At 45.3% G+C, this 25620-nt stretch carries 29 protein-coding genes; 18 read left to right on the top strand and 11 right to left on the bottom strand.

Annotated elements, in window-relative coordinates:
* The first annotated feature begins 11 nt into the window (after window positions 1–11).
* Entirely contained in the window at window positions 12–653 is a 642-nt protein-coding gene (locus D1B31_RS19005; protein ID WP_118923382.1) for an L-fuculose-phosphate aldolase, read from the top strand.
* Between the two features lie 67 nt (window positions 654–720).
* Here D1B31_RS19005 and D1B31_RS19000 read toward each other — a convergent pair whose 3' ends face one another.
* The 5 genes from D1B31_RS19000 to D1B31_RS18985 form a co-directional block, all read right to left on the bottom strand.
* The gene (locus D1B31_RS19000; protein WP_118923380.1) at window positions 721–2064 is read right to left on the bottom strand and encodes a S8 family serine peptidase; all 1344 of its coding nucleotides are present in this window, start codon (window positions 2062–2064) and stop codon (window positions 721–723) included.
* A gap of 371 nt (window positions 2065–2435) precedes the next feature.
* Window positions 2436–2585 carry a hypothetical protein gene (locus D1B31_RS24660; protein WP_192894805.1) on the bottom strand — a complete coding sequence of 50 codons (150 nt, stop codon included), beginning with the start codon at window positions 2583–2585 and terminating at the stop codon, window positions 2436–2438.
* On the bottom strand, window positions 2585–4036 hold the full coding sequence (locus D1B31_RS18995; RefSeq protein WP_118923378.1) for a carbon starvation CstA family protein: 1452 nt from the start codon (window positions 4034–4036) through the stop codon (window positions 2585–2587). Before D1B31_RS18995 ends, D1B31_RS24660 begins: the two co-directional genes overlap by 1 nt.
* Window positions 4037–4076: 40 nt before the next feature.
* Complete coding sequence (locus D1B31_RS18990) at window positions 4077–4430, bottom strand: LytS/YhcK type 5TM receptor domain-containing protein (RefSeq protein ID WP_118923376.1); 354 nt, start codon at window positions 4428–4430, stop codon at window positions 4077–4079.
* Between the two features lie 161 nt (window positions 4431–4591).
* Window positions 4592–5821, bottom strand: coding sequence for a thermonuclease family protein (locus tag D1B31_RS18985; protein WP_240035344.1), 1230 nt, complete (start codon window positions 5819–5821; stop codon window positions 4592–4594).
* A 287-nt stretch (window positions 5822–6108) separates the two neighbouring features.
* Between D1B31_RS18985 and D1B31_RS18980 the strand changes: the two genes are divergently transcribed.
* From D1B31_RS18980 to trhO, 3 genes are all read left to right on the top strand, one after another.
* On the top strand, window positions 6109–6699 hold the full coding sequence (locus D1B31_RS18980) for a class I SAM-dependent methyltransferase (RefSeq protein ID WP_118923374.1): 591 nt from the start codon (window positions 6109–6111) through the stop codon (window positions 6697–6699).
* A 57-nt stretch (window positions 6700–6756) separates the two neighbouring features.
* Entirely contained in the window at window positions 6757–7002 is a 246-nt protein-coding gene (locus D1B31_RS18975) for a YuzB family protein (protein WP_118923372.1), read from the top strand.
* A gap of 128 nt (window positions 7003–7130) precedes the next feature.
* On the top strand, window positions 7131–8102 hold the full coding sequence (gene trhO, locus D1B31_RS18970; RefSeq protein WP_118923370.1) for an oxygen-dependent tRNA uridine(34) hydroxylase TrhO: 972 nt from the start codon (window positions 7131–7133) through the stop codon (window positions 8100–8102).
* Between the two features lie 119 nt (window positions 8103–8221).
* Here the strand turns inward: trhO and D1B31_RS24425 are convergent, their stop codons facing one another.
* From D1B31_RS24425 to D1B31_RS18960, 3 genes are all read right to left on the bottom strand, one after another.
* Window positions 8222–8398 (bottom strand): hypothetical protein, encoded by a 177-nt coding sequence (locus D1B31_RS24425; protein WP_158587612.1) that lies wholly within the window; start codon window positions 8396–8398, stop codon window positions 8222–8224.
* A gap of 113 nt (window positions 8399–8511) precedes the next feature.
* Complete coding sequence (locus D1B31_RS18965; protein ID WP_420846129.1) at window positions 8512–8727, bottom strand: hypothetical protein; 216 nt, start codon at window positions 8725–8727, stop codon at window positions 8512–8514.
* A 14-nt stretch (window positions 8728–8741) separates the two neighbouring features.
* Window positions 8742–8972 carry a hypothetical protein gene (locus tag D1B31_RS18960; protein ID WP_118923452.1) on the bottom strand — a complete coding sequence of 77 codons (231 nt, stop codon included), beginning with the start codon at window positions 8970–8972 and terminating at the stop codon, window positions 8742–8744.
* Between the two features lie 100 nt (window positions 8973–9072).
* Here D1B31_RS18960 and D1B31_RS18955 point away from each other — a divergent pair, with 100 nt between their 5' ends.
* Window positions 9073–9543, top strand: coding sequence for an Hsp20/alpha crystallin family protein (locus D1B31_RS18955; RefSeq protein WP_118923366.1), 471 nt, complete (start codon window positions 9073–9075; stop codon window positions 9541–9543).
* On the opposite strand, the gene D1B31_RS18950 is transcribed toward D1B31_RS18955, so the two are convergent.
* Window positions 9536–9775: a hypothetical protein gene (locus D1B31_RS18950; protein ID WP_118923364.1), complete on the bottom strand. Its 240-nt coding sequence runs from the start codon at window positions 9773–9775 to the stop codon at window positions 9536–9538. The genes D1B31_RS18955 and D1B31_RS18950 overlap by 8 nt on opposite strands.
* A 53-nt stretch (window positions 9776–9828) precedes the next feature.
* On the opposite strand from D1B31_RS18950, the gene D1B31_RS18945 reads away from it, so the two are divergent.
* From D1B31_RS18945 to D1B31_RS18930, 4 genes are all read left to right on the top strand, one after another.
* Entirely contained in the window at window positions 9829–10689 is an 861-nt protein-coding gene (locus D1B31_RS18945) for a hypothetical protein (protein WP_118923362.1), read from the top strand.
* Window positions 10690–10956: 267 nt separating this feature from the next.
* Window positions 10957–12168: an MFS transporter gene (locus D1B31_RS18940; RefSeq protein ID WP_118923360.1), complete on the top strand. Its 1212-nt coding sequence runs from the start codon at window positions 10957–10959 to the stop codon at window positions 12166–12168.
* A gap of 219 nt (window positions 12169–12387) precedes the next feature.
* Window positions 12388–12702 carry a hypothetical protein gene (locus D1B31_RS18935; protein ID WP_118923358.1) on the top strand — a complete coding sequence of 105 codons (315 nt, stop codon included), beginning with the start codon at window positions 12388–12390 and terminating at the stop codon, window positions 12700–12702.
* A 204-nt stretch (window positions 12703–12906) separates the two neighbouring features.
* Complete coding sequence (locus tag D1B31_RS18930) at window positions 12907–13521, top strand: GntR family transcriptional regulator (RefSeq protein WP_118923356.1); 615 nt, start codon at window positions 12907–12909, stop codon at window positions 13519–13521.
* A 79-nt stretch (window positions 13522–13600) separates the two neighbouring features.
* Here the strand turns inward: D1B31_RS18930 and D1B31_RS18925 are convergent, their stop codons facing one another.
* Both D1B31_RS18925 and D1B31_RS18920 read right to left on the bottom strand, forming a co-directional pair.
* Window positions 13601–15166 (bottom strand): ABC transporter permease/substrate-binding protein, encoded by a 1566-nt coding sequence (locus tag D1B31_RS18925; protein WP_118923354.1) that lies wholly within the window; start codon window positions 15164–15166, stop codon window positions 13601–13603.
* Entirely contained in the window at window positions 15167–16291 is a 1125-nt protein-coding gene (locus tag D1B31_RS18920) for an ABC transporter ATP-binding protein (protein ID WP_118923352.1), read from the bottom strand.
* A 195-nt stretch (window positions 16292–16486) separates the two neighbouring features.
* On the opposite strand from D1B31_RS18920, the gene D1B31_RS18915 reads away from it, so the two are divergent.
* The 9 genes from D1B31_RS18915 to D1B31_RS18875 all read left to right on the top strand — a co-directional run bounded on the left by D1B31_RS18915 (window position 16487) and on the right by D1B31_RS18875 (window position 25583).
* Complete coding sequence (locus tag D1B31_RS18915) at window positions 16487–17167, top strand: lysozyme family protein (protein ID WP_118923350.1); 681 nt, start codon at window positions 16487–16489, stop codon at window positions 17165–17167.
* 148 nt (window positions 17168–17315) lie between these two features.
* Window positions 17316–18020 (top strand): DUF421 domain-containing protein, encoded by a 705-nt coding sequence (locus D1B31_RS18910; RefSeq protein ID WP_118923348.1) that lies wholly within the window; start codon window positions 17316–17318, stop codon window positions 18018–18020.
* A gap of 184 nt (window positions 18021–18204) precedes the next feature.
* Window positions 18205–18564, top strand: coding sequence for a GntR family transcriptional regulator (locus D1B31_RS18905; protein WP_240035343.1), 360 nt, complete (start codon window positions 18205–18207; stop codon window positions 18562–18564).
* The gene (locus D1B31_RS18900) at window positions 18561–19472 is read left to right on the top strand and encodes an ATP-binding cassette domain-containing protein (RefSeq protein WP_118923344.1); all 912 of its coding nucleotides are present in this window, start codon (window positions 18561–18563) and stop codon (window positions 19470–19472) included. Before D1B31_RS18905 ends, D1B31_RS18900 begins: the two co-directional genes overlap by 4 nt.
* Window positions 19441–20181 carry a hypothetical protein gene (locus tag D1B31_RS18895; RefSeq protein ID WP_142922608.1) on the top strand — a complete coding sequence of 247 codons (741 nt, stop codon included), beginning with the start codon at window positions 19441–19443 and terminating at the stop codon, window positions 20179–20181. The genes D1B31_RS18900 and D1B31_RS18895 overlap by 32 nt, the downstream gene beginning before the upstream one ends.
* Window positions 20181–20864 carry a hypothetical protein gene (locus D1B31_RS18890; RefSeq protein WP_118923340.1) on the top strand — a complete coding sequence of 228 codons (684 nt, stop codon included), beginning with the start codon at window positions 20181–20183 and terminating at the stop codon, window positions 20862–20864. The genes D1B31_RS18895 and D1B31_RS18890 overlap by 1 nt, the downstream gene beginning before the upstream one ends.
* A 385-nt stretch (window positions 20865–21249) precedes the next feature.
* Window positions 21250–22740 carry a peptide MFS transporter gene (locus tag D1B31_RS18885; protein ID WP_118923338.1) on the top strand — a complete coding sequence of 497 codons (1491 nt, stop codon included), beginning with the start codon at window positions 21250–21252 and terminating at the stop codon, window positions 22738–22740.
* A gap of 269 nt (window positions 22741–23009) precedes the next feature.
* A complete protein-coding gene (locus D1B31_RS18880) occupies window positions 23010–23759 on the top strand; it encodes a L,D-transpeptidase family protein (protein WP_275670731.1) in 750 nt (249 codons plus the stop codon).
* 111 nt (window positions 23760–23870) lie between these two features.
* Window positions 23871–25583, top strand: coding sequence for a M1 family aminopeptidase (locus D1B31_RS18875; protein ID WP_118923336.1), 1713 nt, complete (start codon window positions 23871–23873; stop codon window positions 25581–25583).
* The last annotated feature ends 37 nt before the right edge of the window (window positions 25584–25620 follow it).

The raw sequence follows: 25620 nt of genomic DNA, 5'->3' as shown, positions 1-25620 counted from the left end.
AATACCCAGATATGCTTTTAATGGAAGAGCGTAAAGCGGTTGTTGAATTTGGAAAGAAGCTCATCGAATGCGGATTGACGCAAGGGACCGGAGGGAATATCAGCCTCTATAACCGTGAGGCGGGTCTTGTGGCGATTAGCCCGAGCGGCCTGGATTATTTTGAGACCGCGCTAGAGGATGTGGTCGTTTTAAATCTCGATGGGGAAATCATTGAAGGAGAACGGAAGCCTTCAAGTGAAAAGGAAATGCATCTCATCTTTTACCGGCAAAGGGAGGATTTAAATGCTCTCGTACACACCCACTCGCCATACGCAAAAACAATTGCTTCATTAAGATGGGACCTGCCGGCCGTTTCATACTTGGTTGCCTACGCTGGCCCGAATGTCAGGTGCTCAGCCTATGAAACTTTCGGGACAAAAGAGCTTGCCGAAGCAGCCTTCAGCGGCATGCAAGAGCGGCGGGCGGTACTACTCGCGAACCATGGATTAATTGCAGGAGCGAACAACATCAAAACAGCATTTACAATCGCCCAAGAAATCGAATTCTGCGCCAGAATTTTCTATCAGGCAAAATCTATAGGCGAACCCGTCATACTGCCCGAAGAAGAAATGATAAGACTCGCGGAAAAATTTAAAACTTACGGGCAAAAGTGAAGCAGGGGACGGTTCCAGCGCTTCTTTCGGAATTCGAAAGAAGCAGCAGAACCGTCCCCTTGCTTCATTATTGCAGCGCGCTGACTCCGTTGATGAGGCCGAAGCCTGATTTTTCGTCGTAGCCTTTTTTGAAGATGTCTTCGGCTGAGTTTTGGATGATTGTTTTTACCTGGGCCGGGTTGAGTTTGTCTTTGCCGTGTTTGGCGATGATGACGCCCGCAAGTCCGGCTACTTTCGGTGCGGCCATGGAGGTTCCGGCCATGTAGGCGTACCCGCCGCCAGGAACTGAGCTCAGGCATAGGTAAGAGTTGTCTCTTCCTGTCTTCGTGACTGGGTCATAGTTCGGGCCAAGGTCTCCGCCTGGTGCCATGACGTCAATTTTGCCAACACCGTAGTTGGAGTAGTAAGTTAGGTTTTTAAGCATGCCGCCTGCAGATACCCGGATAAGGGTCTGGCTGCTCGGGCTGCGGTGGACAGTCCCTTTATCATCGCCGGCCAATTGCCCTGGGCGGAGGTCCGAGGCTGCATTTCCTGCAGAGCCGACAACGGTGACGCCCTTCTTAATTGCATACTGGATGGCGCGGTTGAACAGGTTTACGTCCGCAACGATGTCCTTTGTCGCATAGTCGGGATCCTGGAACCAGTCGTAGCCTCCAAGTGACATGTTGACGACATCGACGTTATCGTCTGCGGCTGTCATAAGTGCTTCAGCAATATGGGAGGTTTCCGCTCCACCTGTTGGGCCGAATACTCGGTATGCGGCAACCTTCAGCTCAGGCCCGATGCCCATAATGCGGCCGTTCCCGGCGATTGAACCGGCAACGTGGGTGCCGTGCCCATCTTCGTCCATTGCATCAGGATAGCCTGGGACAAAAGACTTGCCGTAAGCATAGTTCGCTTTAATATCCGGGTGATTATAGTCGATACCGGTATCAATGACTCCGACGACAATATCCTTGCCGTCAACGGATTTTCCTGTCCCGCCCGGCAGGTCCCAGGAAGCCCCATTGTTCGTCACTTGTTTAATATCCCACTGCAAAGATTTGTATAAATCGGCTGTCTCACCCATTTCAGGAAGGGAAATCGATTCTGTTACTACTGCTTTTTCAGGGTACACAATTTTCTGAACTCCAGCTTCCATAACTGAAGATGATTTCTTCACTTCGGCGAGGAAGTTTGGATTGTCCGAAACAACCTCAACTGCACCGAGCTTTTCAAGCTTCGATTCGATTTTCCCACCTGCTTTTGCAATGGCATTCGCATAGCCGGCGGGCAATTTATTCTGGTCTTTAAACACAACTATGTACTTCTTTTCTGCCGGGGCTGCTTTTCCTGTAGCCGGTCCTCCGCTGAATGCGATTGAGGCTCCAAGAACCAATGCAAGTGCGCCTGTCAAAAACTTTTTCTTCAATGGACATACCTCCTTTATAGTTAATTTTCATTATATTCTAAATTTACAATCCGGCAATTTTAAAGAATTTGCCAGAAAATCAAGAAGAACTTGATGAATCATTCTAAATGACTAGCAAAAACAGACTCTTAAACCAGAAACCTAGAATAAACTAGGCTGATGGTCATAAAATCAGAAATTAGCACAAAAAAACCCCCGAGCCTCTTTTGGAAAAATGAGTAAAAAGTCACATCACGCAAGAAGGAAACTTTAGTAGCTTAACGTGAGAAAATCATCCTAAAATGATCATCCCCCACTTTCAAATAAAAACAAAAAGGACGGTTCCGCACTTCTTTCGGCATTCGAAAGAAGCACTGGAACCGTCCCCTGCTTCATAATAAAATCACAGCGGCGAGGCCGGCTAGGGTGATGGCGATGAGGAGGATTTTTGCGAAAAGGGGGAGGGTGTCCCGGCCTTTTGCGTTTATTTTTTCCTCCTGTTCATTGACTGTTTTTCTATAGTTTGGGCTGCAGCAGCTCATTATGCTGTTTTATTGTAGAAGGAGATATCTTCTTCGAGCGGGAGGTTTTGGGCTCTCGCTTTTTTGGCTGCACTAAAGAACAGGGCAGTAATGCCGGCTGTTACGATGAGGGCGCCAATATTTGCAACAGTTAAAGAAAGGCCAAAGCCGATTTGGGCGTTTAGAATATAGCTTGTGACAGTCGCGGTCATAAAAATACCGGGAATCATGGCAATCCAGTAGTTCTTGTTGGCAATAAACAAGTACATGGCTGCGACCCAAAGCGCGATTACGGCTGTTGACTGGTTCGCCCAGGAGAAGTACCTCCAAAGGATAGTGAAATCAATTTTGGTCAAAGCAAAAGATATAACGAAAAGCGGTATAGCAATCCAAAGGCGGTTTGTGATTTTTGCCTGTGAATACTTGAAATAATCTGCGATAATCATCCTGGCGCTGCGGAATGCCGTGTCCCCGGATGTGATTGGCAAAACAATAACCCCAAGGATTGCGAGTGTTCCGCCGATTGCGCCTAGCATGGCAGTTGAGGCTTCACTGACAATCCCCGCCGGTCCGCCGGCAGCGAGCATTTCATTCAGTCCACCGTAGCCGTCGAAAAGGCTCATGGCGGCGGCTGCCCAAATCATCGCGATAATCCCCTCGGCAATCATCATGCCGTAGAAAATCTTCCGGCCCTGTTTCTCGCTTTGGGTTGTCCTCGAGATGATCGGTGTCTGTGTTGCGTGGAATCCGGACAATGCCCCGCACGAAATCGTCAGGAACAACAGCGGGAAGATTGGCGCATTGTCAGGATGAAAATTGCTTAGTGACAGCTCCGGAATAGGAGCACCCTTTACGACGAGTCCGACTCCAACGCCAACCGCACTGATCAAAAGGAGTGCACCGAAAAACGGATAAAAGCGTCCGATAATTTTATCGATCGGCAATAGTGTAGCCAAGATATAGTACAGGAAAATGCCCCCGACAATGAGTCCCATTGTTGTCCAGCCATCCATCAAGTTATAAAGGAGCTGGGCAGGTGATGTAACGAAAACGGTCCCGACCAATAATAAGAGTAGAATAGCAAAAGCGTTCACAACGTGTTTCATGACATTTCCTAGAAACTTCCCGGCAAGCTCAGGCAAGTGGGCTCCGCGGTTGCGGATTGAAATCATGCCAGTCAAGTAATCATGGACCGCCCCGGCAAAAATACAGCCTGCCACGATCCAGATGAAGGCAACCGGACCGTAAAGCGCTCCCATAATCGGTCCGAAAACAGGGCCCACTCCAGCAATGTTCAACAGCTGGATCAACGAGTTTTTAGTGGTGCTCATCGGCAGATAATCAACCCCATCTTTATGGGTATAAGCAGGTGTTGTCCGCCCTTCCTTTATTCCGAATACCTTCTCAACAAATTTACCGTACGTAAAATAACCTACAATTAAAAGAATAACTCCAACAATAAACGTATACATTGTTACCCCCCCTAAAAAAATGAATGCGGTTTCATGGCAATTATAAATAAGCTAGAGGGGGGAATCCAGCAATTAGCCCAGCGCCAATACCCATCCTCAATCCGCCAAGAAGCCCGGCGAGGACAACTCCGACCACCCGCGAATTTGCAATCGCTTCACCATTGTTCAAGCCGTACGCCCATTTATTCAATTCAAGGCTGGCTGTGTCAAAAGTAAGTCCCGAATACGTACCGATAATTCGGAATGACCCAAAAGACGATTGCCATATCCTTTGCCTTCTTTTTAATTCCCCAGGCTTGACCATTTCTCGGAAAAATGGGAAGCGCGTCAGGATAAAAGCAATCATCACCAATATTCCAAGACGCCCGACCATTTTTAAAAGTAGGTCAAACACGTGCAACCCTCTTTTCTATTCCTCCTTTTTTCATTTTAACGTTAGTAGAATACTCCTAAAATATATTTGCATTTTTGCCAAAGTTAAAATGGAATCATCAGGTGTGTTTTGTAAGCTGGAACAAAATAAAAAAGTGAAGCAAGAAAGCTCCACTTTTTCATTCAACGCTCACATGCATATCCGTCTTTGTCCCGGTCCATTTTTGGTTGGTAGGCTGGGTGGGTCGACGGAACGCCGTTCGGGTATTTCTTTCTCAATTCGGTACAGTTGGCAAAAATCTCACTGCCTGAACTTGCAGCGGGTTTCACAGTTGTCGCCGCTGGTTTTGATGGTGCCGGCTTGGATGCGGCAGGTTGTGAAGCAGCCGGCTTAGAAGTAGCTGGTTTACTTTGGGCAGTACTTGTGGTTGCTTGCTTAGGGTCTAGGTCGCCTTTTGTTGTTCCGTTTGGTCCGTAAGCCCATAATCCTTTATTGTCCGCCCGTGCTTCTCGTGCGAATTTAATAAAATACTCGCTATATTTTACATCCGGCGGGTAAGTGGACGGCTCTGCATACCCATTCAGGACAAGTTCCGCGTTGAACATTTTCGTACGGATTTCGTTTTCGTTCATATCGTCAGTGGGGATCGCAAGCCAAATGATCCTGAGGTAGCGGCCATAGCGGTCTGTATTGCTGACATCTTTTTGGATCCAGATCTGCTTGCCGGCCAATTTTGATTTCGTATAATTGCTCGCTTCTTTTCCGTAAGGCTCGTGCCTTGTTGTTGATTCGGGTGTATTCACGCCAATGAAGCGTATTTTCCTGCCATCAGATGTTTCGATCGTATCCCCGTCGACAACGCGGCCGACTGTGACTTTCTCAAGGGCAAGAGAAGAAATGAGTGCTTCAGTTTCTGCTTCTTTCTTCGCCTTCGCCTCAGCCTCTGCTTTCGCTTTTGCCTCGGCCTCCGCTTTCAACTTAGCTTCAGCTTCCGCTTTTGCCTTTGCTTCGGCTTTGGCCTTTTCCTCAGCTTCCGCTTTTTCCTTGGCCTCTCGTTCTGCCTTTTCCTTTGCCTCCGCAGCAGCTTTTACTTTCGCAGCTTCCTCAGCCTTTGCTTTTTCTTTAGCCTTATTATCTTTTTCCTGCTTTTCGACTTGGTCGGCCGGTTTTTGTGAAGCCTGTCCTTCAGTCGTATCGGCGAAAGCCCCGACTAGGATGAGCGTTCCAAGTGCACCGGCGGTTATCAGCAGCCAGGGCTTTTTAAAATAAACGTTGCCTTTTGCTTTTTGGTGGCTAAGCCAGAAGCCTGCCCCATAAATTGCAACGCCAAGGAGCGCGATAGGAGCCGCAATAGACATTAGCAGCAAAAACAGCAGCAGTAAAACAAGCAAAACATTTTTAACTAACTTCACTTCATATCCCCCTAAAATATAGTTCAAATCACATTATAACAAATTAGTCACCGTCTTAATGGTGAAAAATGTCGAAAGTAAAAAGGTTAACAGAAGGAAATAATCACCAGTTGTTTAACTGGATTAAAAGACAAATGAACTTTTGCAAATACACCATCCATTTCAATCCTTTCTTTTTCATATAGAATAAAAGGGAATAAACCGTAGAAATCAAATAGAAATAGGGAAAACTCAACAAAAAGTTTATCGAAATATTTTCCAAAAAAGTCTTTAAGGAAGTGGTTGCGATGAATGCAAAGGAAAAATGGGAACAAAAGCATCAGGATCGATTAACAACAATGGCAGAGCCGATGCCGAATGAGCGGCTTAAGTATCTTGCACCTTCCCTGAACGGCGGAACCGCTTTGGATCTGGCATGCGGGCTTGGCGGCAACAGTTTATTTTTAGCCGAAGGCGGTTACGAGGTCCAGGCTGTGGATCTTTCTGAAACGGCGGTGAAATATGTTGGTGAGCAGGCGGAAAGACGTGGCCTAAAGGTGTATCCGTCTGTTCGGGACTTAACAGAACTTAAAAGCCTTCCTTTTGCAAAAGAGTCCTTCGATTTAGTCGTTATCACTTATTATCTTGACCGGCGGCTATTTCCTTATGTTAAAAGCCTTTTAAAAGACGGCGGCTGCTTTTTTATGGAAACGTATTTCGATTCGCCGAAAGCTGGGACTGAAAAGGTTTCCAGCCAATTCAGGCTTAAGTCTAACGAATTGCTCGAGCATTTCAATGGTTGGAAGGTGCTTTATTTTGAAGAAAATGATCTTGAAGGAAGGCAGACGATTTTTTGCTGGAAGGATGATCGGGACTGTTCTTGTGCCAACAGACAATAGCCGCCCTTGACAAAGGGTATACTATTAAATAGATGAAACACTGAGGAGGGGAACGGAATGGGGATTGTTATTGTGGATGTGTGCATGAGCAATAGCATCAACCAGTTTGACATAGAAGCGATTCTGGAGTCAGAGTACCCGGAAGTATCCGTCCTCATGAATGACTGCTTGTCGTTTTGCGGGATGTGCGCGCGGAGTCCGTTTGCGATTGTGAATGGGAAGCGGGTTTTTGCAAAAACACCCGAGGAGTGCCTCGATAAAATCCGCAGACAGATTGAGAAAGAATTGACTTTTTATGAGTGAAGCTAAAGTATATTGAAAAACATTCCGTTTTTTTATACAATAATTTTATTGCCTTTTGGGATTTCACTATTTGTGCATTGGAAACCAATGCGATTGCTATAGATTAAGTAGAATGGAGTTAAAGCAAAATGACTGAAATTCACCCATATAGAGTTTTACTCTATTATAAGTATGTCCATATAGAAAACCCCGAGGAGTTTACAGCAGAGCATCTTGCATTTTGCAAGGAGCTTGGACTGAAGGGGAGAATTCTCATCGCCGAGGAAGGAATAAACGGCACAGTTTCCGGTACCGTCGAGCAGACTGATGCGTATATGAAGGCGATGAAGGAGGACCCGCGTTTTGCGGACATGGTGTTTAAAATCGATGGGGCGGACTCCCATGCGTTCAAGAAAATGCACGTACGCCATCGGAGCGAGCTTGTAACACTCAGGCTTGAAGACGACGTGGACCCGAATGAGGTCACAGGCAAATACCTGGAGCCGAAGGAGTTCTTTGAAGCAATGCAGGATCCGAATACGGTTGTGGTAGATGCCCGGAATGATTACGAGTACGACCTCGGCCATTTCCGCGGCGCCATCCGCCCTGATATTACAGCGTTCCGTGAGCTACCGGAATGGATCAGGGAGAATAAGGAGAAGCTTGAGGGCAAAAAGGTTCTCACCTACTGCACGGGCGGCATTCGCTGTGAGAAATTCTCAGGCTGGCTCGTGAAGGAAGGATTTGAAGATGTCGCCCAGCTGCACGGCGGGATTGCGACGTATGGCAAAGACCCGGAAGTGAAGGGGCAGCTGTGGGACGGCAAAATGTATGTGTTTGATGAAAGGATTTCCGTTCCAGTTAACCAAGTTGAACACGTTGTTGTAGGGAAGGACTATTTTACAGGCGAACCTTGTGAACGATATGTCAACTGCGCGAACCCTGAATGCAACAAGCAAATTCTCTGTTCTGAGGAAAATGAGCATAAATACATGCGCAGCTGCACCCATGAATGCCGTGTCCATCCAAGAAATATGTATGTAAAAGAACATGGACTGACTGAAGTTGAGGTTGCGGAGCGCATCGGCAAGCTTGGTGACGAGGTGCCAACCGCGAAATAAGGGAGATTTTGAACCTCGCGGCTGAAGACATTCCAATACCTATTCCAATACCTAAACTCTTGGCAACCGGCCGTTTATCCGGAAGCCAAGAGTTTTTTTGCTCATCTCATAGATTGAACTTATTTTTTGAAAATAGTTGTTGATTTGCGCTCCAGGCGCTTCGCTTTCCGCGGGGCGTCAGTGGAGCCTCCTCGGCGCTTTAGCGCCTGTGGGGTCTCCACCTTGCCGCCGCATCCCGCAGGAGTCTTCGCGCCTTCCGCTCCAATCAACTTTGCCCAACTAGTTAATTCAATCAAAATAGGGCGATTTTCACGGGGAAGTGTTTTTTAAATAGTTTTAAATTGAAACGACGGTTGCAATTTTTATTTGTGGGTCCGGGAATTACCTGATAGGCTAACCTAGCTAAAAATCAGATAACGCTGTTTTTAACGGCATTTGCATCTGTTACATCGGAATCATTCACGAAGTTGATCGGGATGCTGATAAAGGAAATATCTCCGTTCTGTTCCCCGAATCCCATATTCCGCTTTGTGGAGAGAAAGACGTCGGCTTGCTGGATGGAGCCGAAACCAATCTGCGAGGAACGGTCCATTGAATTCACTTTGAAATTGAGGACATTTGCCATGGAAGGGAGAAAAATCATGGAATCAATCCTTCATTGAAGTTTTTAGGGATACAAGTGTCGAAGGACGACGGCGAATCAATTTGGTCTTTGTCGTCAACTAAATTCCTGTTGCCAATAAATGCACTATCGTCTCCGTAATTTTGGCCATAGCCCTGATTCCGTTTATCGGAATTCTGCCATTCCGCCAGGAGATTTTGTCCGATATTTACAGCAGAAGCATTTTCGAAGGAATTTATTTTAATCATGAAAATATGAATATTAATAGCAGGCACTGCCAAATGATCCCCCCCCTTTTGAAAAATATATATGCTTAGACAGTTTCCAATATGAGCAGGAGGGAACACAATGGATGCAGACAAATTAAAGAAATGGATGGAACTGGCGCAAAAGGTTCAAGGTGGAACCTTTTGGGGACAAATTTTTGACGATGAGTTTGTAAAAGAAAATATGAACTCAAATTCTGTTTTTTCTGGATTTAGTGAGATGGGTTTTGACCGGGATAAAACTTTCCCGGCGGTCGATATCTATGAATCTGAAACCCATATTTACCTGGTTGCCGCACTCCCTGGCATTCAGCGTGAGGAGGTTTTCGTTTCCCTCCAAGGGGACAGGCTGGTGATCAAGGGGAAAATCACCAGTCCGTTTTCAGAGCTGAAGGAGGTCCAGAAGGAAATGAGGTACGGAGAGTTTGAAAGAAACATCAGTCTTCCAAGACTGGCTAAGGACAATAAACTCGAAGCGTCCTTCCAAAACGGCATTCTAATGATTGTGTATGAGATTCATGGATTGCCTGAAGAAAGTATACCGATTAAATAAGAGGATGATTGTTTTTACTACTAATCGCGTCTATTCCATCCTGATCCTGAATGCCGCTCAGCTCACCATAAAGATAACAGCCATCCCCGCATTGGAACCCGAAGCCAAATGACTCCTTATAAGAATTCCTTTTTCTTTTTTGGACTGTCTTTTGGAAGGAAACGACTGAACCGTTTTCCATTACATTGATTTTGCACCCATTAATCATGATATTCATTTTGCCAAATGCCATTTTTTCCACTCCTCCTATTTTCACTAATGTTCTTGTAAAGTGTGGTGTGCTTCATGTCTCTAAAAGGACTATTCAGAAAAAATGAAGAAAATGATACGCTGCTTCATAAAATTGAAGCGATTGAGAAACGTATCAAGAAAATGAACACTCTTGAAGTGCATCTTAAGCGGTTCCTTCAATGGGAACAGGAATTTGCGCCGCTTTTGAAAGAACAAGCGGGACTTAAAAGACGTCCGGCAAAAGAAGTGAGAATCAATGAACTGGAGCTGGAAAAAAGAATTTTTCTGTCTGTCCTTAGGGAACTGGAACCACTTTTTTATCATATGAAAAGTTTGGACAAGGAAATTGTCGCGCTAAAAGGTACACAAGAAAGAAAGGGGAAACGCCGTCTGCCAAAAATGGTTCTCGTCAGGCAGGCTCCGCTGGATTCGGGAAAACAAGCGGTTGAATCGCTCGCGTTACGGTTGGAAATGATGGAACAAATGCTGGTAGAAATGCGGCAGCAGGTTGAAATCCAACATAATCGAATGGATGAAAACGAAGAACGGCTACGCAGTCAACAAGACACTTGTGACGGCCGGGAAAAAAGAAAGGAAAATCCCGGCTTGACACCCCCGCCGGTCATTATTCAGGAATATAAAATCGAGAAAGTAGTGGTCGATAAATATGAGGTGAACAATCATATCGCCCAGCTGGGGATTAAGGAACTGGGCGGCCAATTGAATATCGGGGCGACTTACGGTGTCGGCACTCCACCCGTGATGGGAAGCGGGGCTCCTTGCGAGGAGGAGGAGCATTCCGAAACAGAAAACAAAAATTACGATGACACATCCGAAGGGCCAGAAACAGAAACAGAATGCTCAGCTCCATTTGAAGGGCGGGAAGCTGACGCTGGAGAACAGGACAGCAAGTAGTGTTGAGAATTCATCGCTTCCTGTGCGGTTTCCCGTTTCGTATCGTTTTTTATAGGACAGAGAGTGAGTAAAAACCACGGAACTCTGTCCCCTATCCATTCTTATTGGTCATAGATATGGTGAAACTCTGAACTCTGGACAGTGTTCTTTTTTAGGGAGTATATTTCGGAATCCGAATATTTCGCCCGTGAAATTAATTTTGTATTGTGTTAAGATAGTAAATGGAAAAGAATTTAAATGATATAAAGCTTGGAGATGAAAGTTGCATTGCCCTTATGGAAACGTAATTTGTGGATTCTTTGGGTTGGAGTATTTTTTACGGCAGCAAGTTTTTCGATGGTTATCCCGTTTTTACCGTTGTTTCTTTTGCAATTGGGGGTCCATGAGCACACAGAGCTGTGGTCAGGGCTGATATTTGGTTCCGCATTTCTCGCCGGTGCGATCGCTTCGCCTTTTTGGGGCAGAGTGGCCGATAAATACGGGCGGAAACCGATGATTGTCAGGGCAGGTATTGCCCTTTTTGTAATTTATACGCTTATGGCTTTTGTTACAAATCCTTATCAGATTTTGGGGCTAAGGATTCTGCAGGGATTGTTGAGTGGCTTTATTCCCGGTGCGATTGCCTTGATTGGCACGAACACGCCTAGCGATAAGGTCGGTTATGCTTTATCGATCATTTCTTCTGGTGCGGCGGCAGGGCAGATTGTCGGCCCGCTGTTCGGCGGGACTGTTGCCCATTTTTTTGGCAACCGCTGGGCATTTGGGGCGGGAGGATTGATTGTCGGGCTCGCGACTTTACTGATTATTTTTCTGGTAAAGGAAGAGAACTTTAAGCCGAATAAGGAGAAGGGGTCAGTGCGGAATGACTTCCGCGTTGCCCTCAATAATCAGCGGTTCCTTCTCGTCTTGATCTTGACCCTGGTCGTCAGCAGTTCGGTCATGACGATTGAGCCTATCCTGCCGTTGTATATTGTGAAATTGAGCGGCTCGGCAAATCATGCATCCTTGCTTGCGGGCATCATTTTCTCGCTACCGGGCATTGCGAGTGTCATGTTTGCTCCGCTTTGGGGCAGATGGGCGGACAAGGTCGGCTTTCAGCGCGTCTTGTTTATAGGCCTTCTCGGCGGTGGGCTCGGGATGCTTGCGCAGGTTCTGTTTGCCCAGATTTGGGGCTTCTCGCTGATCCGCTTTGTGTTTGGTATATTTTTCTGCGCGGTTACCCCTGCGCTTAATGGACTGGTGGTCAGGTCGACTCCGGAAGATTTCCGCGGCCGGGCATTCAGCCTGAATCAAACCGCGCATCAGTTGGGCGGCATGGTTGGGCCGCTGATCGGCGGGCTTCTGGGCGGTATGTTCCCCGTCCAAAGCGTCTTCATTGCGACTGGTATTCTCCTGCTCGCTGCAATGGCGATGGTTCATCTGAATGAAGGTGAATTGAAGGGGCGGAAGGTCAGAAGAGAGTTTGTGCACGGGAAATAGAATAGTTGTTTATTCAAGCCTGCAGGCGGACTCCTCTAAGTGGGGAGTGGCCCGCAGGCTTTTTTTTGCTTAGGGGAACGATAACTAGTTGTTTTTGATTTTGCAAAAAGACCGACTTTTTTCTCATTATAAAAAAGGGAATATCTTCAAATTGGCGAATTGTGTTATATAGTGACAACTTTTTTCACAAAATTTCATTGAGAAATAAGGAGATTTTTTATGAACAAACTAGAATTCTGGCTATGGGCTTTATTGACAGCTGCTCTGGAGTTACTCTTTGCATATTCGATATTTAAGCTCCTCCTCGAGCGGGGATACCTTTATACTTTCCGCATTCCAGTCCATACCGGATTTATGTCTTTTCCGCTCGTATTGCTGTTTTGCTCGGCAGTCTTCCTGGCGATTACTCTCGGGGTGTTCAGAAAGGAAAGCAATGAAGCCGAAACTCTCATTCAATATTTTGCATCCTTTCTGAAGCATCCGATTCCGGTAGGTTCGCTTTGCCTTTTTACCGGCACTTTTCTGTTTTTGTAGAGGCTTGTTTTTGCAAAAGAGTAGCTGATTTTCCAAAATCGTTAACCTTTCGAGATATTGCTACTTATGCTTAAAAGCCGCCGGGTTAAGGAATCCCCGCCGCAAATGGTATACTATAGATAATGTTTTCGTGTATGCTAAACGCTGCCCGATTGGTTTGGTTTTGCAAACGAAACAGCCATCACTCTATAAAGGAAGATCTTCATGCGAACAAAAATTCCTATATATGAACAAATTGCCATTGATATTGCCAACCGAATTTACAATGAGAAGTATAAGGTAGGCGAGAAGATTCACGGGCGTTCCACATTGGCGAGTGAGTACAATGTTTCGCCGGAGACGGTCCGCAAAGCAATCAAGATTCTTGAGGATGTCGAGATTGTGAAATCGGAAAAGGGAGCAGGGGTTGTCATTGCGTCCCGTGAAAATGCGTTGACGTACATAAACCGTTTTACGAATTTGAAAACCGTAAAAGACATGGAAAAGAAGCTAAAGAGCATCATTGTCGAGCGGGGGAAACTGGACGGCCAGTTGTTTGAAACGATCGAAAAAATCGTGGATTACTCAGACAAGCTGCGCTATATCAATCCGCTCGTACCGTTTGAGGTGGAGATTGCGGAGGATTGCGCGCAAATCGGAAAAACGATTTCTGATATGAAATTTTGGCAAAATACCGGCGGGACCATCGTTGGGATGAAGAGGGAAGGGGAAGTCATTATCTCACCCGGCCCTTACGCAAGCATCGAAGTGGGCGATATCCTGCTCATCATCGGCAATGAACATACATATGACCGTGTTATTGATTTCTTGAGAGAATAAGGGGACGGTTCCGCGCTTCCTTCGGTTTACGAAGGAAGCGCTGGAACCGTCCCCTTGCTTCACCCTGCTGATGGAAGATTCACTTTATCAGCCCTTCTTCGATGAGAAAGTCTTTGGCGATTTTTTGTGGTGATTGTTTGAGGCTGTCGGCGCGGTAGTTGAGTTCGCGCATTTTTTCGTCTGTGAGTTTGCCTCCGAGCAGCTCAAGTGTTTCTTTCAGTTCGGGATGTGCTTTGAGTGTTTCTTCCCGTACGATTGGAACGGCATAGTAAGGCGGGAAGAATTGTCTGTCGTCCTCAAGCACCTTCAGTTTGAATTCTTCAAGCAGCCCATCTGTTAAGAAGGCGTCGATTACATCGCTTTCCTTACTTTGGATGGCGGTATAACGGAGGCCGCCATCGACTGCTCTCGTATTACCGAAATTCATGTTATAGTCTTTCGCTAGACCCGGCAGCCCGTCGACTCTGGTCGTGAATTCGATTGTTGCCCCGATGGTCAATTCATTGCTGACAGCGGCAAGGTCCGAGAACGTGTCAAGCCCGTACTTATCAGCCGTATCCTGTCGGACAGCGAGTGTATAGGTGTTATTGAAACCGAGCGGCTTCAGTGTTTTAATGCCAAATTGCTTTTTGAATTCATCGTGGACGATTTGATACACTTCATCAGGATTGTTGGAAACCTCTTTTTTCAAAATGCTGACTAGGCCAGTTCCTGTATATTCGACGTACGCATCGACATCGCCTTTCCTTAGTGCGCCGAATACAACATTCGTGCCGCCAAGGTTAAGTTTCCGCTCTACTTGAATATCAGTCTTTTCCTCAATCAGGTCTGCTAAAATATTGCCAAGGATGATAGATTCAGTGAAATTTTTAGAACCAATCGTAATCTTTTCTTTTGCGCCAGCTATGTTGAATGCATAAGTCGCGCCAATACCGATAACCAAAATCGCAATCATTGCCGGTAAGGCAATTCTTTTTGCAAAAGAAGGCTTGGCCTTTTTAGCTGGAGATGCCATCTTGGTTTTATAAGAAATGCTTGATTCCAGCTTTCCAACGACAAAGTCGATGAACAGCGCAAGGATACAGGCTGGAATGGCACCTGCTAAAATCATATTGTTATCAACCGTTTGAACGCCGGAGAAAACGAGGTAGCCAAGTCCGCCAGCACCGACAAATGCAGCAATGGTCATCAGGCCGACTGCGGTAACAGCCGAAATCCGGACACCAGCCATGATGACCGGGAATGCGAGCGGCAGCTGGATTTTTCGCATAATCTGGCTGTTCGTCAGCCCGATTCCGCGGGCAGCTTCCAGAATATCACGGTCAATATTCGTCAGTCCGGTATAAGTGTTTTTAACAATTGGCAGCAAGGAATACAGGACGACCATTACAATCGCTGGCGTGCTGCCAATGCCAATAAACGGTATTAGGAAGCCGAGCAGTGCCAAGCTTGGGATTGCCTGAAAGACGTTCGCGGTCCCAATCACTGGTTTGGAGAAGTGTTGATTTCTTGAAATGGCTATCCCGAGCGGTACTCCGACGGCAATTGCGATTAAAACGGATATGATACTTAGATAAATGTGCTGGCCAAGTAGATTCATAATCTGGCCGGTATTATTCGATATATATTGAAAAAAAGCAGTCATTTAAAACGCCACCTCCAGGTCCATCAGTTGGCTGCTTAAGGCAGAAAGGATACTGCTTCTAGTAATCAGCCCCCTCAATTGCCCGGCCTCATTTACGACTGGTAAATAGCCAATCTTGTGTTCATTCATTTCTTTGAAAACTGAAATCAGGTCCATATCCTCGGCTACGGAATGGATATTCCGTTCCATGACATCCCCAATGAGCATGGCGCGATTCGTTACTTTAATATCCTTCAGTGTCACAAGGCCAATCAGCGTTTGGTTCTTGTCTGTCACCATCAGGCTGTCCACTTTGCTTTCCTTCATAATTTCTATCGCCTGCAGCACGTTCCGCATAGGCGAAACCTTAACAGGGCTTGCAATCATGATATCCTCTGCCTTCAGTACTTCTGGGTTGTTCCAAACACGCCTCTTTCCAAGGAAGCTTTCCACGAATTCGGAAGCCGGATTTTTCAGGATGTTTTCAGGCGTGTCATATTGCAAAATTTCTCCGTCCTTTAAAAGGCAGATTCGGTCAGCGATTTTGTACGCCTCATCCATGTCGTGGGTAACGAAAATAATCGTTTTGTTCAATTCCTTCTGCATATTGAACAATTCCTCCTGAAGAGAGCTTCTCGTAACGGGATCCAACGCGCTAAAAGGCTCGTCCATCAAAATAATATCGGAGTCCGTCGAAAAGGCCCGCGCGACTCCAACACGCTGTTGCTGGCCGCCGCTTAGCTCCTGGGGATAGCGGTCAAGGTATTCCCCGGGATTTAATCCGACAAGGTTCAGGAGCCTGTCCGTTTTTTCAACAATGGCATCTGGCTCTTCGCCTTTCAGTTTCGGAATCAGTTCTAGGTTTTCGCGGATTGTCATATGCGGGAACAAACCGGTGCTTTGGATGACATAGCCAATATTCCTGCGCAGCTCAATTGGGTCGATTGTTGAAATGTCCTTCCCGTTAATAACAATCTTTCCGGATGTCGGCTCAATCAACCGGTTGACCATTTTTAATAAGGTAGTCTTTCCACAGCCGCTGGGGCCAATAAAAACAACCAGTTCGCCTTCCTCAATTTCAAGGTTGAAATCGTGGATGACAGGTTGGCGGTGATATGTTTTTACGATATTTTCAAACTTAATCATCGTGAACCTCCATTTTTAATTATGAAAAAGAAACAACTTTATGCTAACACATAAGTTGTTGGTTTGCAAAAACTGCCGAAACTTGGAAAGGAAACAAGCTGGATTGGATAGCGGCTCTTTTGCCTTTTTGGTAGTTTTCCTTCAATATTTTTGATAATAATAGATAGTAGACTACGAGATATGGAGCTAACTGAGATGAAGAAGAAGCGAAAGAAATTCACTAGCCGAAAGGAACGGCAAAGGACCCTGAACTTATTGATGGTCCTGTTTGGGGTGCTGATTGTGTTTGCAATTATGAATGACGAGTTTCAATTGCATAAAAAGCCGGAACTGATTCTGAAGAGTATTCCACTAGGAAATGTGGAGAAATATACGCCATTGCTTCAGAAGGAGCTTGAAAAAGTTCAGCTTGAGGAATATACCCCGCTGCTTGCGGCTGTCATGCAGCAAGAAAGCAAAGGAAGGGGAGGCGACCCGATGCAAGCTTCGGAATCCGCGGGCCTTCCGCCGAATACAATTAAGAATCCAGAGGAGAGTATCCAACAGGGCGTCAAGCATTTCCATCGGGCCGTCCATTACGGAGAGAAAAAGAATGTCGACCTGCCGACGATTGTTCAGGCGTATAATATGGGGCTTGGTTATATTGATTTTGTCGCCGGCAAAGGCGGCGAGCATAAGGAAGAACTGGCGAAGGAGTTCTCCTACATGCAGGTGCAAAAGAACCCGGATCTCTACAACTGCGGCGGCGATAAAAACAATTTCCGCTACCCGTATTGCTATGGCGACTTCACGTACAGCACAAAGGTTTTTAAAAATATAGAAGCAACGACCAGCTTTACATTAAAAAGGAGCGAAATGAAAATCCGGAAAGAATAGGGACCGTCAGTTTCGTTATTAAGTTATTTCCAGTAGGATGGATAAAAAGAGCGCATATTTGGAAGATTAATCTATTAGAAGGACGAATGGCCTTCCGGGGGTTCAAGCAAGCCTATGTTCAAAATATCTGGCAAACAGGAGTGCAAAAATGGACAATCTCCTCATTCCCATCGTACGGACGGCTGGAAGTTTTATACTATTGTTAGTTGTTACTTTTGCTATAGGAAAGCATATTAATGCCCATAAAAACCACTATAGCTTTGCCTTGTCTGTTACAATTGGCGCTTTTATCGCCCATATGAGTTTCCATACGAGTTTAAAGTTCCGGGATATTTTTATTGCTTTCATCACTTTGCTTATCTTGTTTTATACGTTGCTCATTTTTTCTTCAAGAAGCCGTGTTTTAAGGGGATGGTTATCAGGGAGCCCGACAGTTTTAATTGAAAATGGCAAAATACTCGATAAGAATATGAAAAAAGTAAAGGTATCGATTGATGATCTCAATCAGCTTTTGCGTGAGAAAGGTGTCTTTAACATAACCGAGGTAGAATATGCCTTGCTTGAGGTGAGCGGGACGCTATCGCTCATAAAAAAGAAGCCTTTCCAGAATGCAACCAAACAGGATCTTGGCATCTCAAATTCAAGTCAGCACCTCCCGATTGAATTGATTATGGATGGTGAAATTATTAATAAAAATGCTTCCGGCCCTTATAATCCGGAATGGATTGAGGCGGAATGCAAAAAAAGAAACTTGCGAGTTGAAGATATATATTATGCTGTCATCAATACGAACGGCCAGTTATTTATTGACCAATATGAGGACCAGCTTACCTCGCCAACAGATGTGGAGTGAGATTTTATAGTGATTTATGCATTTAGCCAGCAGCAGCCTAGGGGTTGCCGCTGGTTTTTTCTTTTTTATCCGAATTAGTTGTTGACAATGGGAGTTGGAAAATATATCATAAATTTACATGGTGCATTACTACACTAATGTACTATGTACGAGGGAGGCGATTCCTATTTTAGACACGGATAGTATGAAGCCAATATACGTGCAGATTGCCGAATGGATTGAGTCTGAAATCATCAGCGGAAATCTTGGGACGGATGAAAAAGTCTATTCCCAGTATCAGCTCGCTGAAATGTTCACAATCAATCCTGCGACTGCGGCGAAAGGGCTTAATTTATTGGCAGAAGAAAATATTTTATACAAAAAGCGGGGGCTTGGGATGTTTGTTGCTGCTGGGGCAAGGGATGCCATTATTGAAAAGCGCAAGAACGAAACGTTAAAGGGGCTTGTTCGGGAGCTAGTCATAGAGGCAAACCGGCTCAATATTAATAGAAACGAATTGATTGGCATGATTGAAGCAGCGGAAATGGGGGAGGGTGAGAAATGAAGGCAGTGGAATTCAACAATGTCACGAAAACTTATTTTGGCAAGAAGGCTTTGAATCAGCTTAGTTTTTCCATTGAGGACAATACGATTACTGGCCTGGTCGGAAGAAACGGCGCAGGGAAAACTACCTTAATGAAAATAGCGGCCGGGTATTTAAAGCCCTCTTCAGGGACTGCCAAGGTATTCAGTGAAAATCCTTTTGAAAGTCTACATGTTTCCTTGAATTCTATATTTGTGGATGATGGAATGGTTTTTCCTTCCGCCCTCCCGTTAGGAGAAATTTTGCAGGAAGGGGCCCGCTTTTATCCGAATTGGAATGACCGGCTTGCAAGGCGACTGCTGGATTATTTCTCGCTCGACCCGAAAAATTACCATAACCGGCTTTCAAAAGGAAAGACGAGCATTTTCAATGCGATTGTCGGTCTCGCGTCCCGTTGCCCATTGACGATGTTTGATGAACCGACAACAGGGATGGATGAAGCGGCAAGGAAAGATTTTTACCGCGCATTGCTGAAGGATTATCTTGACCATCCACGGACGATTATTCTGTCGAGCCATCATCTCGAGGAAATTGAGGATTTGCTTGAAAACATTCTTCTCATCCAGGGTGGACAGAATTTCCTGCATTTGCCTATGTCTGAATTCAGCAGCTGGGCAATCGCGGTCAGGGGAAGCGTCGAGGTTGTCCGGGACATACTCGACGGCAGGGAAATCATTTATGAGAAGACGCTTGGAAAAAACACGATCCAGGCTGTTGTCCGAAATGAGTTGACAAAAAATGAGGTAAGTGACTTGCGTGGAACTGGCGCGGAGCTATTTCCAGTAAGCTCAAGCGACTTGTTTGTGTACCTGACAAACAAGGAGAAGGGGGGAATCGATGATGTCTTTAACGAAAACGAATCTCGCTGAAGTCGTTAAAAAACAATATTTTCATAAGCTAAGGGCCAATATCGATGCTTTTAGCGCTCTTGTGGGCATTCAGGTGCTGGCAATCGTGTTTTCGCTTGCAGGTGTCGGTTCAACCGGAATGAGCGGAGGCGGAATGATCATTAATGTGAATTACTTTTCAGCAGATGTGGTCATCGTGTTCACCTTCTTTTGGGCTTTCATCACTGCGATCACTGTCAATACAAAGGTGAACAGATTCCAGGATTTCACTTTTGTCACAAACAGGGTGAGCAGCGGGCTGTCAAACATCCTTTTTCTCGCTACTGCGGGCCTGCTTGGGAGCATGACTGCCGTTTTGTCCGGATACTTGCTAAAGGTCATCATCTATCTATTCAAAAGCCAACCGGTCTACTCGATCCGTAGCGGGATGGAAGAAATCCTGCTCGGGATTGTTGTGGCCTTCCTGTATATCCTTTTGGTCAGCTCGATTGGCTTTTTGTTCAGCTCAATCACGGCGATTAGCAAAGTATTCATTTTCCTTATTCCTGTCATCATTGTTGGCATGCTGTTCCTGGGCGGCATCGTGCCAAATGAATATTTCATTAAGGGAATCGAATTTTTTGTGGGAGAAAAAAATGTTCTCCTCTTTGCATTGAAAACGCTCAGCACATCTGCTTTGATTTTTGGAGCCGGAATAGCCATCCTCCGGCGCAGGGAGGTGAGGCAATAATGGCTATCTTTCCAGTTTTGATGTTAATTCTTATGGTCATTGGAGCCTCCCAGCTGCTTGCTAAGTCCGGCAAAATCAGATTCGGCACCCCTAAAGTGACACACTGGTTATTGATTGGCTATATTGGGGTATTAATTGTCGCGACAGTGGTTTCACCACTGATTAAAGAGAACAAAGTCACCGGTGAAAGGCTGTCTAGCACCGAAGTTGACCGGGGATGGGAAGACTATTACCAAAAACTGCATGCGGGGAACCTGAAGGGGATTCATGACCGGCATTTGGTTAAAAAAGAAAGGTTTGAGAATTTCACTTCCGATACTCTGGAGTTTAATTTTGGAGGCGATTTCGGCCCTCAGATCCTCGTTGAGCGGGACAGAAGCCTTGTAAACGCAATCGAAATTTATTCCTATCGGGAACAGCTTGTCATTGATGGCCTCGACTTTACGAGTAAAGCAAAAGGAATGTCGTATCAACTGAATGGAAACAAGCTTGAAGTTGCGCCAACCCTTGTCAATGTGGAACTTGCCATCCTTAACAACAGCTTTCCGGTGAGGCAGTTCACACGAGAGGCGGGAAATAATCACACCATTCATGGTGGAGAATCCATCCTCTACCTTAAAGTTCCTGAACAAGTAAAGGTACAGACCGAGGGACAGATTGGAATAACAGAGGTGGAGAAATAAGGTGTTTTACGTTTATTATTCATATGAATGGAAAAATCAGAACAGACAACCTTGTAGCGATAATGGTCGTGTAAAGGGTTCCTCTGTTCCAGTCTATCATTCCGGGCAACATGTCGGAGTGGCTCCCCTGGCCTTAGGCTAGGGGATTTTTTTGGCAAAAGACAGGGTAAGAGAATGTAAAAACAGCTATAGAGCTATCAAAAAATTCAGCGAAGAAAAAACATTTCCAAAATAAAAATTATTTTAAAAAAACTTATTTTTTTTGCGTAAATGCGATGGAATGTCGTATTTACAATATTTTTAGTTAATTTCCAAAAATAGTTTTTGACAAAATTATACTCGTGAAAGTATTATAGAATAACATAATAGAGGAGGCAAAAAAACCATGTCAAACTATAATAGGCAGAAAATTGTGGATAGTGTGCCCCAAACTGGATTCTTCGGACATCCAAAAGGACTATTCACTTTATTCTTCACAGAATTCTGGGAACGATTCTCATATTATGGGATGAGAGCGATCCTTGTTTTCTATATGTATTATGAAGTGTCAAAAGGCGGACTAGGCCTTGACAAGACAACTGCACTCGCCATCATGTCCATTTACGGATCCCTTGTTTATATGTCTGGGATTATTGGTGGCTGGCTTGCGGACAGAGTTTTTGGTACATCAAAAGCCGTTTTCTACGGCGGTATTTTGATCATGCTTGGGCATATTGCGCTTGCCATTCCGGGCAATGTTGCATTCTTCTTTATGTCCATGATTCTGATTGTCATTGGTACAGGCTTGCTGAAGCCGAACGTTTCCTCTGTGGTAGGGGAAATATACAGTGAAACTGACAATCGCCGTGATGCTGGTTTCAGTATTTTCTACATGGGGATCAACCTTGGAGCATTCATTTCGCCGCTAATTGTCGGAAAAGTCATGAAAACAAGCTTCCATCTAGGCTTTGGAATTGCCGCTGTCGGTATGTTCTTTGGACTACTTATGTTCGTTATGACAAAAAAGAAGAACCTTGGTCTCGCGGGTACTAATGTTCCAAATCCATTGAGCCCGGCTGAAAAGAAAAAAACTGTTATGCTTCTCGGTCTGGCTGTCTTGGTGATTGGCGGATTGATTGCAGCAGCCATTCCTGCAGGATTGCTTACGTTCAAAAGCTTTATTAATCTTGTTGGAATTTTGGGTATTTTGATTCCAACAGCTTATTTTGTCGTCATGTACAGGAGCCCGAAAACAAATGATGTTGAACGGTCCCGCTTGATTGCCTACATCCCGCTGTTCATCGCATCCGTCATGTTCTGGGCGATCCAGGAACAAGGGGCGACGATTCTTGCGAGCTATGCGGACACAAGGACACAATTGAATTTTGCCGGATTTGAAATTTCACCGGCCTGGTTCCAGTCATTGAACCCATTATTCATCATCACGCTTGCACCTGTGTTTGCGTGGATGTGGGTCAGGCTTGGCCAACGCCAGCCGTCCATCCCGCAAAAGTTCTCGCTGGCACTTCTTTTTGCCGGATTGTCCTTCCTGGTCATCTTGCTTCCAGCTTACTTCGGCGGTTCAGAATCCTTGGTCAACCCGCTTTGGCTTGCCCTTAGCTACCTGATTTGTGTGCTTGGTGAGCTTTGCCTGTCGCCAGTCGGCCTCTCGGCTACAACTAAACTTGCGCCGGCTGCTTTCTCCGCGCAGACAATGAGCCTTTGGTTCTTATCCAGTGCTGCTGCACAGGCAATCAATGCACAGATCGTCCAGTTCTATTCTGTCGAAAATGAGATGTTCTATTTCGGCATCATCGGAGGAGCTTCGATTGTTCTAAGTATTATCCTCTTTATGATCGCTCCTAAGATTGAAGGGTTTATGAAAGGCATTCGTTAATATAAATAAAAAATGCACCCTGATACAGGTAAACTGTGTCAGGGTGTTTTTTTTTGTTTTTTTTTTGACATAGTCTCTCCCGAAAAGACAAATTGTCAGAATTTTGTCGCAAAAAAGAGATTGAAATATTTACCACACAAGTGAAATATATGTAACTATTATTGTAATGATTAGTCTATTAAGGCGAAGACACAAAAGACAGAAAGTGCAGGAAACAATCTGCGGCATTCGCGAGAAAAAGAATGCTTGAGTAAAAGGGGGAACGGGAATTGAGAAAGCTGTTTATTTGCTTGTTGCTGTTTGTTTCCATGGTGTTGTTTGAGGCGCCAGCCATGGCTGCCAGCGGGGAATTCATTATTATTAATAAGTCAACAAACCAGCTGGCTTATTATAATAACAGCAAGCTAGTAAAAGTTTTTAAGGTAGGGACAGGACGGAAGGCATCCTACACACCGGAGGGAAAATTCAAGATTGTCAATAAAATCGTCAACCGCCCTTACTACAAAGATAAGATTCCGGGAGGCAGCCCGAAAAATCCGCTAGGGAACAGGTGGCTCGGTTTGAACGCCAACGGTACATGGGGAACAACCTATGCCATCCACGGAAACAACAATTCGAAATCGATTGGCGGGTATGTGAGCGGGGGATGCATCCGGATGTACAATAACGATGTCCAGTGGCTGTATTCCCAGGTTGAAGTAAATACGCCAGTCATTATTACATCTTCCAAAAATTCATTTAATGCCATAGCGGCAGCAAACGGATATAAAGTGACCGGATCTGCGGTTCCGGCCGCGTCCGTTCCGACGACATCAACCATCCTCAAAAAAGGAAGCAAAGGGCCGGCGGTCAAAGAACTTCAGCGAGTTTTAACGAGCAAAGGCTATAGCACGAACGGAATTGATGGGGTCTTTGGGCCAGGCACAGAGGCGGCCGTAAAAAAGTTCCAGAAAGCGAAAAAGCTGAAGGCCGATGGAGTTGTTGGACCGACGACGAAAAAAGCGCTCGGGTTAAAATGATTTTATTTAAGAAAAGGGCCTAGAGCCCTTTTTTGTTTGCCCGCCTTGTAACTTCCTGCTCGGAAAAATCGTCTACTTTTAAAGGCGGAATATTCAGACGGGGGGGTCGAGATGCATAAATTTGAATTCGTAAACCGGAATTACGAAATGCTTGAGCAGCAAGAGAAACCAAAGCAATTTACATATTCGGATGAAAAAGATCACAAGAAAAAGCCCCGCTGGCGAAAATTTACACTCACTGTCTCCGTACTGGCCTTATTCATCATTGGCATTGCCGTTTATTTTGCTAAACGAGAGAACCACTCCATCGTGACTGAAACCGCCGGGTCGGGGGCTGATAAGATGCCTGGAAACGGAAATGGCAGTACAAGTGAAAAGACTCCAAGCGGGCAGCTGCCTGCCGCAGGCCTTTCAGCTGAATTTGAACCCGAGGTCATGAATGAAGGTGCGAAAGCCAGTTACAAGCTCGCTCTCGAGGTGAAAGGGGAAAATCAATTTGCCGCATCAGCCGAGATCGATGTAACCAATACTTCAGAGACAAATTGGAATAATCTTTCGGTCTACTTTTTCCCGAACCAGTTTGGCGATCTTGCCAGGGATCAATGCCGGCGAAAAATTGTCACGTTTGCGGTTGATAAATGCCTCCAAGAAATAGGCGAAGGTGAGACAGCCATTGAAAAGGTGACCTTTAACGGGGAAGAATTGCCTTATGACCTTCAAGGGGTGCAGCTAAAGGTGCCGTTGAAGCTGGCCCTTTCAACTGGAAAGTCTGGAAAATTGGCCATCACCTATACCTTTTCCTTGCCTGGGAACCTGATTGAAAATGATGAATACAACTTGTTGCAATGGCATCCAATCCTTCCGGGTTATGAAAGGGAATGGCTGTTACATCCGCTTGCAATCGGAAAGGATACGTACTCAAGTTTTCCATCGGATATTACTTTCTCCTACAATTTGCCCGGAAAGATGCAGGTAGTTACCTCGGGGACGGAACCGGACAGCCAATCTTCCTCCGACACAGTAGCTGGCAAAAACCTGAAAGAAATGTTTGTGATGATCTTGAATCGGCATCAAATGATAAAAGCACAGGCCGGTGAAACAGAAATCAGGATATTTGCAACTGCGAAACAGAAAGCCCAGGCGGCTGAAGCCTTAAAAACAGCAAAGGAAGCTGTTGCTTTTTTTGAGAAGAAGCTGGGCGGTTATCCCCAACAACAGCTCGATATCGTTTTGACAGAGACCCGGCAAGGAAACTACCCGGGCGTAATCCTCCAGCCGGGAACCATTGTAGAAGACAAGTTTTCTTATTTTGAAACCAATGAAAGTCAGGAGCATTTACTTGTCCATCAAATTGCCCAGCAATGGTTTTATGGGAATGTTCATTTTGAACGCCATACGGATCTATGGCTGAATGATGGGCTGTCCGAACTGGCCGCATCGCTTTTCTTTCTAGTTGGGAAAAAGAAGAGCGAAGAGGAGAGTTTTGCTTTTGCCAAAAAGTTCAATGAATTTAGTATCATGCGGGAAGAAGTCAAATCAAATATGCCCGCGGATCAATATGTGGGGAGCTTTGGCGGGATTGTTGGACATGTACAGGCAAAGCCGGCTATCCTCCTATGGGAGCTGATAAAGCCGTATGGTGACGAAACGGCCCTGGCATTCCTTTCAGACTACCTAAAGACATATTCGGGCAAAAAGCTCGCGACAATTGAATTCATTCATTTTGCAAAAGACTATTTGAAAGTTGATAATCATGCTTTTACAGGCTGGCTTCATTACAACCCATATTCCGACTATGATATGAGCGATTTTTATAATCTGTAGATGGTACAGGCAAACTTTTAATATGATCGTCATGGCG

Source organism: Neobacillus notoginsengisoli (genome assembly GCF_003515685.1).
GTDB classification, from domain to species: Bacteria; Bacillota; Bacilli; order Bacillales; family Cytobacillaceae; genus Bacillus_D; species Bacillus_D notoginsengisoli.
This window is presented reverse-complemented; position numbering and strand designations above follow the sequence as displayed.